This is a genomic window from Streptomyces sp. SID5464, assembly GCF_009862985.1.
Classification (GTDB): Bacteria; Actinomycetota; Actinomycetes; order Streptomycetales; family Streptomycetaceae; genus Streptomyces; species Streptomyces chartreusis_D.
This window is the reverse complement of record NZ_WWIQ01000042.1, coordinates 18,607-33,052: the sequence shown is the minus strand read 5'-3', so window position 1 is coordinate 33,052 and position 14,446 is coordinate 18,607. Positions and strand designations below refer to the sequence as shown.

The following is a 14,446-nucleotide window of genomic DNA, read 5'->3' as shown; positions in this document are numbered from 1 at the left end:
CCGCGACACACCCGCCGCGCCGCCCCCGCCGCCCTCCTCCCCGACACCGGAGGGCGGCACCACAGGCACACCCCCTTGACCCTTCGGCACGCCCCGCCGCGCCGATCCCCTCACAGGAGCCCACCGTGCACCGCAATCGCAAGGCCGCCCCCGGAGCCCGCACCGCGCGGCTCGCCTGCTGTGCCCTGCTGGCGACGGCGACCGCCCTCGTCGGGTGCGAACGCGGTTCGTCGGACGGCGCGGACGAGACCGCGACGGGCCCGAGCGGCTGCCCCGACGTCCACACCAGGGCCCAGTCCGCCGTCACCCGTGCGGAACGGACCGACATCCCCTGGGGCGGACCCACCAGCGGCCCGGCGGCGGTGTCGGGCAGGACCATCGTCTACGTCGCCCAGACCATGACCAATCCCGGCGTCGCGGGCGCCGCGAACGGGGTGCGGGAAGCCGCGCGGGTCATCGGGTGGAACGTCCGGGTGATCGACGGCGGAGGCACCCCGGCCGGCATCCAGGCGGCCATGAGCGAGGCCGTGGCCCTCAGGCCGTCGGGCATCGTCATCGGCGGCTTCGACCCCGGCTCGACGGCACAGCAGGTCACCCGGGCCAACGCGCTGCGCATCCCGCTCATCGGCTGGCACGCGGTGCCCGAGCCCGGCCCCAGCCGGCAGCCCGACCTCTTCACCAACGTCACCACCCGCGTCCAGGACGTGGCCCGCATCAGCGCGCAGTGGATCATCTCCGACTCGGACGGCCGCGCCGGGGTCGTGCTCATCACCGACGCGTCGATCCCCTTCGCCAGGAACAAGTCCGACCTGATCAGGAAGGAACTCGCCAGGTGCCGGGGGGTGCGGCTGCTGTCCGTCGAGAACATCCCCATCCCGGACGCGAGCAGCCGCACCCCGCGGGAGATCTCCTCGCTGCTCTCCCGGTTCCAGGACCGCTGGACCCACTCCGTCGCCATCAACGACCTGTACTTCGCCGACGCCGCCCCCGCCTTCCGCGCGGCCGGTGAGAAGGGGTCGGGGCCGCCGTACAACATCGGCGCGGGGGACGGCGATCCGTCCGCCTTCCAGCGCATCAACAGCAGGCAGTACCAGGCCGCCACCGTGCCCGAGCCGCTGTCCCTCCAGGGCTGGCAGATCGTCGACGAGTTCAACCGCGCCTTCTCCGGCCGCCCGGCCAGCCGGTACACGGCCCCCGTCCACATCGCCACGGCCGGCAACAGCGAGGGCGCCACGACCTGGGACCCGTCGGGCTACCGGGAGGCGTACCGGAAGATCTGGGGGAAGTGACGTCCGTTCAGGGTGCCGATCCCTTCACGGAACATGCACGGAACCTCGGAATTCCTTTAATTTTCAAGGGCTAATCTCACCTTCAGTCGAGTGGCCGCCGGGGGTCGATCCGAGCGGGGCCCGTTCCGCGGCGGCACTCGCACCCCCCACCAGGCACAGGAGACTGGGCGTGTACGACGGCGACGTAGTGGTGATCGGCGGCGGCTACGGCGGTGTCCGGCTGGCGAAGCGGCTGGACGCGACGGCCCGGGTCACGCTGGTGGACCGCAAGGAAGTCTTCTTCCACCGCGTCGCCTCCCTGCGCGCGGGTGTGCGCCCCGAGTGGACGCACACGCCCTTCATCCCGTACGACCGGCTGCTGCACCACGGCCGCGTGGTCGCGGGCAAGGTCGTGCGTATCGACACCGCCGAGCGGCAGGTCGTCCTCGCCACGGGCGAGCGGCTGCCGTACGACGTGGTCGTGATCGCCACGGGCGCCGACTACCCCGAGCCGGCTCGCTTCGTCGGCACCACCGTCGAGGAGGCGGCCAAGTCGTTCGCCGAGCACCAGCGCAACGTGGCCACGGCCGAGCACGTCCTCGTCGTCGGTGGCGGCCCCGGCGGCGTCGAACTCAGCGCCGAGATCAGGCTCGCCCGGCCGGACGCCCGGGTCACGCTCGCCCACTCCGGACCGGCCCTGCTCGACTCCACGGGCAGCGCGCGGCCGGGACGCAAGGCCCTCGCGTGGCTGGAGGCCCACGACGTCGAGGTACGGCTCGACTCGTTCATGTCGCCCGGCAACGACTTCGGCACCTACCGCGACGCCCGGGGCACCCTCATCGAGGCCGACCTGTCCTTCTGGGCGACGGGCACCACACCCAACACGCTCTGGCTCCGCCTGGCCGGGCACGGTGACTGGCTGAACAGGGACGGACACGTCAAGGTCGACCGGACGCTCCGGGTCGAGGGCAAGCTGGACGTGTTCGCCGTCGGCGACGTGAACGACGTCAGCGAACTCAAGATCACCCCCGCCGCCCTCGCGCAGGCGGACATCGCCGCCCACAACATCCGCGCCTTCCTCCAGAGTTCGGGCAGGCACCGCAAGGAGCCGCGCTTCTACCGGCCGATCCAGCGCACCCCGCTCATCGTGCCGTTCGGCCCGGCCGACGGACTGACCGTGCTGCCCGTACCGGGCGGCGAGTCCGCTGTCCTCGGCAGCCGCACCACCGCCATGGCCAAGGCGAAGACCCTCATGACGCCCTACATGCGACGCCAACTCGGTTACACCGCCGCCTGATCCACGGCACGGGGCAGGGCCGCCCCGCGCGATCCCACCCCCGGTCGTTACCGGCCGGTTGTGTCTGGGGTAGGGTCCCCACCGTTTCCGGTTACCGGCTGATGGCGTGCCGGTACGGGGCGTGTCGGAGGGTGGCAAGACGATGGAATCCCAGTGGGGTGACGGCGGATCCGTGGACCTGGACGACACGCGGTTGGAGGCACTGAGTCCCCAGCCGCTGCTGACCCGGGACTACGAGACGCGCCCCGCGCTCGTGTACGAGCGGCTGAGGCAGCAGCACGGCCCGGTCGCGCCGGTCGATCTGCTCGGCGTACCCGCCTGGCTGGTCCTGGGCTACCGCGAGGCGCTCCAGGTCCTCCAGGACAACGACGGCTTCCCGAAGGGGCTGGAGAACTGGCGGGCCCGTTCCGAGGGCCGGGTGCCGGCCGACTGGCCGCTCGGCCCGTCCCTGGAGGTCAACCACATCCTGATCCAGGGCGGCCCCGGATACCGGCCGCTGCGGACGGCGTGGGACGTTGCCCTCAAGCCGTTCCAGGACCCGCGCCACCCCCAGGCCAAGCGCCTCAAGGCCGCCGTCACCGCCTACGCAGACGAGCTGATCACCCTGGTCGGGCAGGGCGGGAAGACGGGCGTGGCGGACCTGTCCGCGCAGTTCTCCCGGCCGCTGCCGCTGATGGTGGCCAGCCATCTGCTCGGCTTCCCCGGCTCACAGGGCGACGACGCGCTGATGGACATGTGGCGCGTGCTCGACGCGGGCCCGGACGCCGAGGCCGCACTGGAGCGCCTGCTCGCGACGCTGGCGGAACTGGCCGCGCTGAAGCTGGAGAAGCCGGGCGACGACTTCCCCTCGTACCTGCTGGCCGCGCACCCGGACCTGTCGCTCGACCATCTGGCCCGCGAACTGTTCATGCTGCTCGGCATGACCTCCGACCACGTCGGCATCCTCATCTCCAACACCGTCGTGGAGGTCATCTCGGGCGAGGGCAGCGTGCGCGCCAGCCTGTCCGCGGGGATGGTCAGGGAGACCATGAACCGGGTGGTCATGCGCAAGCCGCCCCTGGTGAACTTCGTCCCGCGCTTCGCGGCCGAGGACACCCCGCTCGGCAACTACACGATCCGGGCCGGCGACCCGGTGTGGGTCTCCTCGGCCGCCGCGCACGCCGACCCGCTCTTCGCCGACCACGTCGCCTCCGGCACCACCATCAGCACCCGGGCGCATCTCTCCTGGGGAGCCGGAGCGCGCCAGTGCCCCGCGCGGGAGCTCGCCTCGACGGTCGCGGCGGCCGGTGTGGGGCGCCTGTTCGAGCGGTTCGACCACCTCGGCCTCGCCCTGCCCGCCGACCAACTGCCCTGGCGTTCCTCCCCGTTCATGCGCGGCCTGCGCTCGCTGCCCGTGCGGTACGAACTCTCCGCGGCACCCGTGCGGCCCTCGGCGGACGGGCCCGTGCCCGAGGTGGCCGAGGAGGTCCTGCCGGACCAGTCCGCCCGGCAGCGCTCCTCGCTGTGGCGCTATCTGACGGGCCTGATCCGCGGCGGCCGCTGACCGGGAGGCCGGGCCGGAACGAACGGTGCGTGCGGGCGGCACCGACGTTGATCGAGTGGTGAGGTCCGGGAGCCGGACGTACCGTCGAACGGTGGACACCGCAGGCAGCAGCCCGCAGCCGGCTTCCCCACAGGCGACCACCACCAGAGCATCCGGTGGTGGCGGAAACGCGATGGCACTCTTCGTCATCGCCTCGTGCCAGCTGATGGTCGTCCTCGACATCACCATCGTGAACATCGCGCTGCCGCACATCCAGAGCGCGCTCGACTTCTCCACCACGAGCCTGGCCTGGGTGGTCAACGCCTACACCCTCACCTTCGGCGGCCTGCTGCTGCTCGGCGGCAGGACGGGCGACATCCTGGGACGACGGCGCGTCTTCATCTTCGGCGTGCTGCTCTTCGTACTCGCCTCCCTGCTCGGCGGATTGGCCCAGAACGCCGGTCAACTCCTCGGCGCACGCGCCCTCCAGGGCTGCGGCGGCGCCATCGCCTCCCCGACGGCCCTCGCCCTGATCAGCACCACCTTCCGCGAGGGGCCGGATCGCAACCGCGCCTTCGGGGTCTTCGCCGCGGTCTCGGCGGGCGGCGGCGCGATCGGCCTGCTCGCGGGCGGAATCCTCGTGGAGTGGCTGAACTGGCGGTGGGTGCTGTTCGTCAACGTGCCCATCGGCCTGCTCATCGCGCTCGCCACACCGCGCTGGATCAGGGAGTCCGAACGCCACCCCGGACGCTTCGACATCACCGGCGCGCTCATGTCCACCGCGGGCATGGTGCTGCTCGTCTACGGATTCATCAGGGCCGCACAGGAGGGCTGGCGCGACGCTCTCACCCTCGCCTCGTTCGGCGCGGCGGCCGTCGTCCTGACGGGCTTCATCCTGATCGAGCGGCGCTCCAGACAGCCCATCACGCCGCTGCACATGTTCGCCGACCGCAACCGTGCGGGCACGTACGGCATCATGCTGTGCCTGGCCGCCGCGATCTTCGGCATGTTCTTCTTCCTCACGCTCTTCGTGCAGGACGTGCTGGGGTTCAGCCCTCTCCAAGCCGGACTGGCCTTCCTCCCGGTCAGCGCGGTCATCGCCATCGGCGCCGGACTGGCCTCGCGGTTCCTGCCCGTCTACGGCCCCAAGCCGTTCATGGTGCTGGGCGCGATCCTGGCCGCGGCCGGGCTGGCCTGGCTCACCCTGACCGACGTGCACTCCACCTACGCGGGCAGCGTCCTCGGCCCGATGCTCGTCTTCAGCCTCGGCATGGGCATGGAGTTCGTGTCGCTGACCCTCATGGCGCTGTCCAACGTGCCCACGCCGGAGACCGGCGCGGCCTCCGGACTGCTCAACGCCACCCAGCAGGTCGGTGGCTCCCTCGGCCTGTCCATCCTGGTCACCATGTACGGCACGGCCAGCACCAACGAGGCCGAGAAGCAGATCCCGCTCTTCCTTCAGCAGGCGCCCCCTGCCGAGCGCCTGCGCTTCGAACGCACCGGGCAACTGCCGAAACCCTGGTCCGACGAGATCCTCACCGCCGGCGCCTCGGCCGCCTTCATCATGGCGGCGATCTTCACCGCCGTCGCCGCGCTGATCGCCCTGATCGTCATCCAGGTCCGTCCCTCCGACCTGGAACGTCTCAAGGGAGGGGCGGGCCCCGGCCCGATGTGAGGCCCGCCCCCGACCCGCTAGGCCCCGATCCTCGCGGCGATGACCGGCGCCAGCCGGTCGGCGATCACCCGGTGTCCCCGGTCGTTGGGATGCACGGAGTCCGTCAGATCCCCCGAGCCCAGCCAGCCGGTCGTGTCGACGAAGGAGACCCGCGCGTCCCCGCCGGCGACGGCGGCCTTCACAGCGGCCTCGGTCTGCGGCACGTACCGTCCGCGGAACGTCTCCAGCGCGAAGATCCACGCCTGCGGATACGCCGCGCGGACCTTGCGCAGCAGGCTGCTGTACGCCGACTGGAACTGCGCGGAACTCACCCCGTGGCCCACGTCGTTGGTGCCGAGGTTGATGACGACCGCGTCGGCCCGGTAGCGGGAGAAGTTCCAGTCGGGCGTCGCGGCGTTCGGGTTGAGCTTGGTGAACTGCCGCTCAAGACCCACACAGCCGTCCGGCGCGGCCACCAGGCACGCCCCGCCCTGCGCGATCTGCGTGTGCTCGACGCCTAGCCGCTCCCCGATCAGCCAGCCGTACGCGGTACGGGCGTTCTGCGAGGACGTCGTGCCCACGGTGATCGAGTCGCCGACGAACTCGACCAGCTTCGCCGGGGCCGATGGTGCGAAGGTCGTCGCGCCGCTGTCCAGGACGAGGCCCTGGAAGACGGCGTCGCCCTTGTACGATCCGGCCACCACCTGGTAGTTGACCTGGAGCGTGTGGGCGCCGGAGGAGAGGGCCGACGGGGTCAGGTTCACCGTGCCCTTGACGTCGTCGTAGAACGTCACCGGCCCGTTGTCGATCCGCGCCCACAGATCGATCGTGCCCCGCTGCTTCAGCTTGACCGTCCTGCCGGTGAAGCCGACGCGGTAGTAGGCGCCCGCCCAGTACGGGGTGTAGGCGGTGGCGGAGCTGGTGGTGTCCCAGCGGCCGACGAACTTGATGCTCGGGTCGCCGGGCTGCCCGGGAGCCGCCGCCTTCACCGTCGCGCCGCTGCCGAGCCGGGCGCGGACGACCGGGGCCAGGCGCTCGGCGAACTTGGTGTGCCCCGCCTCGTTCGGGTGCCCGTTGCCGTCCTCGTAGTCGGTGCCGTCGGTGAGCCAGCCCGAGGTGTCGACGTAGTGCACCCGGGCGTCACCGGCGCTGTTGCGGGCGCTGACGGCGGCCCTGGTCTCGGTGACGTAGCGCTTCTTCAGCGTCTGCACCGCGAAGAGGTGCGCCGTGGGGTACTTCGCCCGCACGTCCCGCAGGAACGCGGTGTACGCCGACTGGAAGGCGGCGCCGGACACGCCGTGCCCGATGTCGTTGGTGCCGAGGTTGATGACGACCGCGTCGGCCCGGTACCGGGAGAAGTCCCAGGCCGCGCCGCCGGTACTGGCCGTCTTGAAGAACTGCCCGCTCAGACCGGTGCACCCCGTCTGCGCGACCAGGCAGTACCCGGACCGGGCGATCTGCGTGTGCCGCATCCCCAGCCGTTCCCCGGTCTTCCAGGCGTACGAGTCCAGCGCCAGCCGGTCGGTCAGGGCCCCGGCGGTGATGGAGTCGCCGACGAATTCCACCAGGCCGGTCGGGGCGCCGGCGGCGACGGTCCGCGCACCGGAGTCCAGGACCAGGCCCTGGAAGACGGTGTCACCGGAGCGGTAGGACAGGCGCAGGGTGTGGGTGCCGGGGGAGAGCGGCCGGGGAGTGAGGTTCACCGTGCCGCGCACACCGGCGTGGAAGACATCGGGGCCGCCGTCGATGCTGGCGTAGAAGTTGACCGCGTTCCTGGCCCTGACCTTCACCGTGGTGCCGGTGAAGTCGGTCTGGAGGTAGGCGCCGGTCCAGTGGGGCACGGCCGCGGTCCCGGAGGAGGTGTCCCAGCGACCGACGTACGCGATGTTGGGATCGGACACCGAGCCGTCCCCCGCCGCGGCCCGCGCGGGAGAGCCGCCCGCCAGGGACAGCAGGCAGGCGAGCAGCGCGGCGGTGACGAGAGCGGGCAGGGCGCGTCTGGGGGAGGGGTGGGGGGAGGTCTGCACGGGGTCCCTTTCACGTGAGGGTGGATGGGAGCGCTCCCATGAGCAGCCTTTCGAGGGAAGCAGTGAAACGGTTCAACGTCAAGTGGTCTGCCGCGGACGGAAGTTGCGCGTCCCGGCCCCGCGCGGTCCGGTGGGACGGCGCACGGCCAGGTGGCGGGTCCCGAGGGCTTCCGTCGGGTGAATCTGCCGCCCGCGGGCGCCCGGGGACCCTCGGGCGCGGAACCCTCACAGGGTGAACGGTGGTACGCGTGCTTCCCAGGGTCCTGCTGCCCCGCGACATGAAGGAGGGCTGCCGCGGCTGCTCGGGCGGACGCTCCGCGACGGGCTCGGCGTGCGCCGCGCGCTGCACCGGCGCCGGCTGATGCGGCCGGGCTACGACCGGACCAGGACCTGGCGGGTCCGCAAGAGCGCCGGGTACGTGGCGCTGCTGGTGCTGACGTTCCTCGGCGCGCTGCTGCTGCTGTTCCTGGCCGTCACGGCCGTCATCACCATGGGGCAGGAGAAGGAGTTCGAGTCGCCCGTCCGGTGGGTCGACGCCCAGTGCAAGCCGGACCAGTTCAGCTGCACGGTCCTCCAGTCCCTGTTCATGCCGTTCCTGACCCTCGCCCTGGCCACCGTCACCTACCTGTTCTTCCGGTTCAGCCACGTGCGCCGCGCCTATCTGCGGAAGGCACGCCAGGAGCCCCACGAACTCGTGGAGACCGCGGGCGGCATCTTCGGCCGGGTCGTGGGCCGCGACCAGCTCTGCTCCGTCCTCATGGAGGACCTGCGGGACCGCCGCTTCCGCCGTACGCACGTCGTCGTCGGCGGCATCGGCACCGGCAAGACGGCGCTGGTCGTGCTGCTGACGCAGCGGCTCGCGGAGCGCGGGGCGGTGCCGGTGCCGCTACGGCTGCGTGCCGCCGACCAGGACCTCGACTTCCGCGACCTGGCCTTCAAGCGCTTCTGCCGGGAGGTGCAGGGCAACATCCGCTCCGGCGCCGAGGCGGAGAAGGTGTGGCGGCGGCTGTGCCAGCAGGGGCGGATCGTGGTGCTCGCGGACGGTCTGGAGGAGGCGCTGACCGCCGAGGACCTGACGGAGGAACGCGACACCATCATCCGGCTGGCCATCCGCCGTGCCAACGAGGAGGGGCTGCCGCTGATCATCACCTCCCGGCCACACGACTCGCTGCGCGGCATGGAGGCGTCCCTCACCGAACTGGAGCCGCTGAGCGAGGAGGCCGCCCTCAGCTACATCTCGTCCGGGGGCGCCGGGGAGGACCGGCAGCGGCTGGACTGGATCGTCGAGCGGGCCGGGATCGCGGAGGCCCCGACCTACCTTGAGATCGCCGCCGAACTGCACGAGCAGGGACTGCTGGAGCGGGCCCTCGCCGGCTCCGCGGAGGAGGAGGCCGTCGAGACGCGGGGCGGCGACCGGGCGTCCCTGAGGTTCCACCTGTTCGAGACCTGGCTCAGCGCCCTCATCAGCGGCCGTTTCGGGGCGGATCTGCCGCTCTCCCCGGAGGAGCGCCGCTCGGTCGTCCACTACCTGTCCGCGCTGGCGTGCGTGGGACTCGCCCTCGACACCTCCGAGGTGCGGTTCGTCGACGTCGTCGACGAACAGGACCCGGCCCGCTCCCGCTTCCCCGAGATCGTCCGGGAACTGGCCCGCAGGGTCGGCGACAGCGGCATCGACCTCCGGCTCGCCGCCCACTGGGGCGCCCGGATGGACCTGGTCGAGCTCGGCGGCGACCGCGTCCGCTTCCAGCACAGCGTGATCCAGGCCCAGTTGGGGGCCCGGTTCCTGAACGCGGTGATCCACCCGGACGTCCCGGCACAGCCGACGGAGGGCTCCTACTTCCCGGCGGCCCTGCGTGAACCGGGCCGGGAGCTGCTGATCGCCATGGTGCTGCACTCCCGGCTGCCCGACGGCGCGTGCGTCCATGAGGAGCCGGGCGCGGTGGGCTCCGACGGGAGAGTGTGGTGCCCGGTGAGCGCCGCGCGGGATCTGCTGATGGAGGCCGCCTACCAGGCACAGACGGTCAGGAACACCGGACCCGACAACGACGACAAGCACCAGGTACGGCCCCTCTTCGGCCGCACCCTGCACAGCAAGGCCCTGGAGCTGTACGCGGCCGCCCTGGAGATCGACAGCGTCGACGCCCAGCCGGAGCAGCACCTCATCGCCATGCGGCTGTGCACGTCCTGGCCGGATCTGAGGGCCCGCGACCCGCACACCCTGGGCACCGCGAAGGCCCTGCTCGTGGCCCGGTTCGGGGAGGCCATGCGCGGTGTCGCCCAGCGGCAGACCCTCCGGCCCGCCTATCTGGAGATGTTCGAGATCGCACGCCTGGAACCCTCCTACCCGGTCCGGCTCGCCATCGCTCAGGAGATCGGCGCCGGCGGGGACCTCGCCTTCGCCGCGCTCCAGCCGAGGCTGCGCGGGCCGCAGCTGGTCGAGGGCCTGCGGGTCGAGCGGGAGCCCGACTGGCGGGAGAAGCTGTGGGACGGGCAGCAGCCGGAACTGGTGGGGGAGCGGGAGACCAGACTGCGCCGACAGGGCGAGGGCCAGGTCGCGCGCATGAAGAGGGAACTGAAGGAGCGTGAGGACGAGCGGCGCCAGGAGCGCCGGCGGGAACGCGAGGACCGCGAGGCCGAGGAACGGCAGTGGCGGGACAACACTCTGTGCGCCTGGCTGATCCCGCTGCTGGTCGGTTCGGTCACCACCCACCGGCACCAGGACACCCCGTACGCGTTCCTGGAGAGCTGGGTGCGGCGCGTCGGAGTCCCGGTGGACGGTCTCGACGGGCCCGCTGGAGTCGACCTCAACGTGGAGGTGGCGCTGGCCCAGGGCTTCAAGTTCGCGGCGAACCGCCGGCACCGCCATCCGCACGCCCGGCCCGAGGCCCGCGAGTACCTGAGCGAGCAGGCGTGGGACATGCTCAAGCGCACCCGCTTCTGGTTCACCCGCCTCACGCTGCTGCACGCGCTGACCCTGTGGGACCTGCCCGACGGCAACGCCGCCGGACGCCCGTCACGCGGACACGGCTCCGACCCCGCCCAGCAGGTCCGTCAGTGGCTGGCCCGGCCGGACGGCGAACCGGAGCACCCGTTCGTGACCGCGGCCGGGAAACTCTGCGTCTGGGCCCTGGAGACGCGCCAGCCCGAACGGTTCCTGTGGATCGACGAGTCGGGCGTCGCCGCGCACGTCGGTTCCCAGACGTCCCACGGCGAGGCACGCAAGCACAACCTGTGGATCCCGCCCTCCACGGGCTGGAGCGCCCTGCACCCGACCGCGCAGCAACTCCTCGCCGACGTGCTGCTGCTCCTCAACCTGGCCGAACGGGGAGACTGGCCCACCGACCGCATCCGGCGCCTCCAGCACACCGCCCGGCCCGACCTGCCGCCCTGCCTCACCCTGGACCGCACCCCGCTCGACCCGGGCCGCACCACCGTCCGCACGGCCTCCTCCCAGGCGGGCTCCAACTGCCGCGACGACTGCGCCTTCGAGCTGTGCCCGTACCCGCCCAAGGGTCTCGACGGCCACCGGGTGGAACTCGGCGAGGCCTTCTGCCGCGCCCAGTCCACCCTCCTGTCCCGCTCCCCGTTCCGCCCCAAGGCCGCCTGGCAGCGCCGCACGAACCTCACGGAGCTGCGGAGGTTCTGGGAGTCGATGGGGCACCGGGCGCAGCACAACGCGAAGGTGCGGTGAGCGAACCGGCGGCCGGAGTCCGGCTGCTACCGCTCGTGCCGGGAGCGGTTCGACAGGGCGTCGGCGAGGCCGGACGCGTCCGTGCCGAGTTTCCGGTACACGGAGGACAGCAGTTGCCGTACGCCCTGCTCGGTGACCCGCAGGTCCTTCGCGACCACCGGTGCCGGGTGGCCCATGGCCGTCATCTCGGCGGCCCTGCGCTCCGGGCCCGTCAGCATGTCCGTCTGCGCGTAGCGCAGGGGCAGCGGGCGCAGCCCCGCGGCGGAGAGCTCCCGCCTGGCCCGCGCTGCCAGGCCCTCGGCGCCGCAGTGGACCGCGACTTCCAGACCCTGGTAGAGCCGGTCGGCGGCGTCGTGCACACGGCCGTTGCGGGCCAGCGCGGCGCCCAGGCCGATCAGGGCACGGGCCAGCTGGTACGCGGCGGGCGACTGCTCCAGCTGGTCGACGGCCTGCGCGTGCAGATCGACCGCCGCCTCCCCGCCCGTCACCTCCGCCTGGACGTGCAGGGCCTGGCCGATCGCGGAGGCCGCGCCGAAGTCCCGGGCCCGCTTGACGGCGTCCTGGGCATGGCGGACCGCCTCGTCAGGGTCGGTGCGGGCGAGTGCCGAGGCCAGTCCCAGCTGCCAGGGACACCACGCGGGGTTGCGCCAGTCCCGCCCGTCCAGCCACTCCCCGACCTTGGACAACAGTCGTGCCGCCTGCGCGAGCCGCCCCTCCGCCAGGAGCAGTTCGGCGTACACCGTGCGGGGATCGGGGAAGATGACGGCGTTGGGGACCACGTCGCCGTAGTGGTAGCTGTCGGCGAGCCGGCGCGCGTCACCGGTCAGTCCACGGGCCAGCAGCGTCTTGATGAGAATGCCGATGGCGAACCACTGGGCGGGCACCGCTCCTTCGACGCGCTCGGCGGTGTGCAGCCCGGCCCGGACGAGTTCTTCCGCCTCGGGCAGGCAGCCACGGCGGTAGCGGATGTAACCCAGGAGCGTCTGGCCCTGCGCCAGATGCGAGCCTCGCCACCCCATGTGCTCGCACTCGGCCATGCCTTCGGCGAAGAGTTCCTCGCCCCGCCGTGGCTGGTCGCAGTACATGAACAGCAGGGCGACGGCGGCGGGCACCTCGAAGCCGCGGTTCTCGTCGGTCCAGCTCATCCCGCCGCGGAGGGCCTCCTCGGCATACCCGAGGGCGGTCCGCCGCGGCTCGCCGCGCACGAGGGCGTCCCACGCCCGCAGACCGAGGATGTAGCGCTCCTCCAGGCCCCGGCCGGGCAGCTTCTCCGCCAGCCGCGCCAGCCGGCGCGAGCGGGCGGACGAGTCGGGCTCGTCGGCGCGGAACGCGCTCCATACGAAGTGATCGGCCTGCATGCGCAGTTTGACGCGTGCATTGGTGGCGCGCCGCGCCTCGTCGGCGGCCACGGTCGCGGCCTCGGTCAGCCGGTCGGTGTGGGCCAGCGCCTGGGTCAGCCGGTAGACGATGGAGGCGCGCAGGTCGGGGTCGATTCCCGGCTCCGCCAGTGCCTCCCGGAGGTGGTTGACCGTGGCCGTGGGTTCGATCAGGAAGGTCGAGCAGGCCAGCTCGTGGAGAAGGGCGGCGCGGTCCTCGGCAGGGGGCGGTTCCCGCAGCGCTCGGGTCAGCACGCGCCGGGCGGCCTCCGGTGCCCCGGCGCGGAGGTACTCACGGGCGGCGGCGCGCAGGCACGCGACCGCCTCGGGCCGGCCGTCGCAGGGGACCTCCAGCAGGTGCCGGGCGGCGACGGTGGGGTCGGCCCCGACCGTCTGGGCGGCATGGGCGGCCGCGTTGTGCATGCCGACCCGCAGGCCCGGAGGGATGTCGCGGTAGATCGTCGTGGCGATCTGCGGGTGGACGAACTCCAGGCCGCCCGCGGGCTCGTCGACGTCCGCGAGGATGCGGCGGGCGCGCAGCTTCTCGGCCGCCTCGACGGCCTCCTCGCTGCCGACCACCGCGAGGTGGGCGGCAGCCTCCGGTGAGAACGGCCCACCCAGGACGGCGCCGGCCCAGGCGAAGCGGACGGTGCCCGGGCCCAGCCGTTTGAGGCGCTCGATCAGGCCGGGGCCCTTGACCGCAGCGGCGAGGTCCCGCATCACCGGCAACTCGTCCCGGGTGCCCCTGACCTTCCGTTCACGGAGCCTGATGGCCAGTTCGACGGCATCGAAGGGGCTCCCGCCGGTGACCGTCCAGCACTCGCCGCAGAACGCGTCCTCGGCTTCCTCACCCACTTCGTCCCTGATGATCCGCGCCACGCCCGCCTCGCCGAGCGGAGACAGCACGTGCGGGCGCTGCTCGTGGCGTTCGACGAGCGTACGGAAAGAGGTCGCGTCGGACGGGAGTTCGTCGGGCCGGTAGCCGACGACGATCAGCAGCGGGAGGTTCGCGACCCGGGGCGCGAAGGAGGCGAGCCAGTCCAGGGATTCGCCATCGGCCCAGTGCAGGTCGTCCAGGAGCAGAACGACAGGCGAGTTCAACATCGTCAGGCGCGTCATGACCCAGTCGAGGCCGTCGCGCACTCCGGTCGGGTCCGGCATCCGGGCGGGGTCCGTCGCCTCGAGACCGAGCGCCGCGCCGACGATGTCGTACCAGCTGCCCAGGAAATCCCGGCGCTCCGTCTCGCCCATCCTGGCCAGGGCGGGCTGCATGGCCTGGCGGACGACGCGGAAGGCCATCCCCCGCTCGTTCTCGCCGCCCTTGCCCGAGAACACCGTGAACCCGAGCGCGGCGGCGCGGGCGCGCACCGCCGCGATGAGTGTCGTCTTGCCCAGCCCGGCCTCACCGGTGAAGGCGAGGAACCCGCCGCGCGGTACCCGGGGAACGCCGTCGACGGTGTCACGCAGCCGCGCCAACGCGTCGTCGGCGGCCTGGAGTTCCTCGTCGCGTTCCAGCAGAGGCCGTTGTTCGTTGATCGATTGCCGCAGCCCGTGGGCCATGTGGTCCACCGCTTCCTGTCGTTGCTCCCCGCCGGACGGGGCGAGCGTACG

The 14,446-nt window shown here is 72.3% G+C and carries 7 protein-coding genes; 5 read left to right on the top strand and 2 right to left on the bottom strand.

All coding sequences use genetic code 11. The features are described 5' to 3' along the window. Positions 1 to 125: 125 nt before the first annotated feature. The 4 genes from GTY47_RS21175 to GTY47_RS21160 all read left to right on the top strand — a co-directional run bounded on the left by GTY47_RS21175 (position 126) and on the right by GTY47_RS21160 (position 5,762). On the top strand, positions 126 to 1,289 hold the full coding sequence (locus tag GTY47_RS21175) for a substrate-binding domain-containing protein (RefSeq protein ID WP_010048719.1): 1,164 nt from the start codon (positions 126 to 128) through the stop codon (positions 1,287 to 1,289). A gap of 169 nt (positions 1,290 to 1,458) precedes the next feature. Next, positions 1,459 to 2,565, top strand: coding sequence for an FAD-dependent oxidoreductase (locus GTY47_RS21170; RefSeq protein ID WP_010048717.1), 1,107 nt, complete (start codon positions 1,459 to 1,461; stop codon positions 2,563 to 2,565). A 142-nt stretch (positions 2,566 to 2,707) separates the two neighbouring features. Continuing rightward, complete coding sequence (locus GTY47_RS21165) at positions 2,708 to 4,108, top strand: cytochrome P450 (RefSeq protein ID WP_010048715.1); 1,401 nt, start codon at positions 2,708 to 2,710, stop codon at positions 4,106 to 4,108. A 172-nt stretch (positions 4,109 to 4,280) separates the two neighbouring features. Next, complete coding sequence (locus GTY47_RS21160) at positions 4,281 to 5,762, top strand: MFS transporter (RefSeq protein ID WP_010048712.1); 1,482 nt, start codon at positions 4,281 to 4,283, stop codon at positions 5,760 to 5,762. Between the two features lie 17 nt (positions 5,763 to 5,779). Here the strand turns inward: GTY47_RS21160 and GTY47_RS21155 are convergent, their stop codons facing one another. Continuing rightward, positions 5,780 to 7,768, bottom strand: a complete 1,989-nt coding sequence (locus GTY47_RS21155) for a hydrolase (protein ID WP_010048709.1) — start codon at positions 7,766 to 7,768, stop codon at positions 5,780 to 5,782. A 331-nt stretch (positions 7,769 to 8,099) separates the two neighbouring features. On the opposite strand from GTY47_RS21155, the gene GTY47_RS21150 reads away from it, so the two are divergent. Next, positions 8,100 to 11,459 carry an NACHT domain-containing protein gene (locus GTY47_RS21150; RefSeq protein WP_010048707.1) on the top strand — a complete coding sequence of 1,120 codons (3,360 nt, stop codon included), beginning with the start codon at positions 8,100 to 8,102 and terminating at the stop codon, positions 11,457 to 11,459. A gap of 26 nt (positions 11,460 to 11,485) precedes the next feature. Here the strand turns inward: GTY47_RS21150 and GTY47_RS21145 are convergent, their stop codons facing one another. Beyond that, complete coding sequence (locus tag GTY47_RS21145) at positions 11,486 to 14,395, bottom strand: AAA family ATPase (RefSeq protein WP_040904442.1); 2,910 nt, start codon at positions 14,393 to 14,395, stop codon at positions 11,486 to 11,488. Between the last annotated feature and the right edge of the window lie 51 nt (positions 14,396 to 14,446).

Bases quoted from the DNA above. Each gene is read 5' to 3' on its own strand.
- GTY47_RS21165 (WP_010048715.1), top strand. From the start codon at position 2,708: ATGGAATCCCAGTGGGGTGACGGCGGATCCGTGGACCTGGACGACACG.
- GTY47_RS21160 (WP_010048712.1), top strand. From the start codon at position 4,281: ATGGCACTCTTCGTCATCGCCTCGTGCCAGCTGATGGTCGTCCTCGAC.
- GTY47_RS21145 (WP_040904442.1), bottom strand. From the start codon at position 14,395: ATGGCCCACGGGCTGCGGCAATCGATCAACGAACAACGGCCTCTGCTG.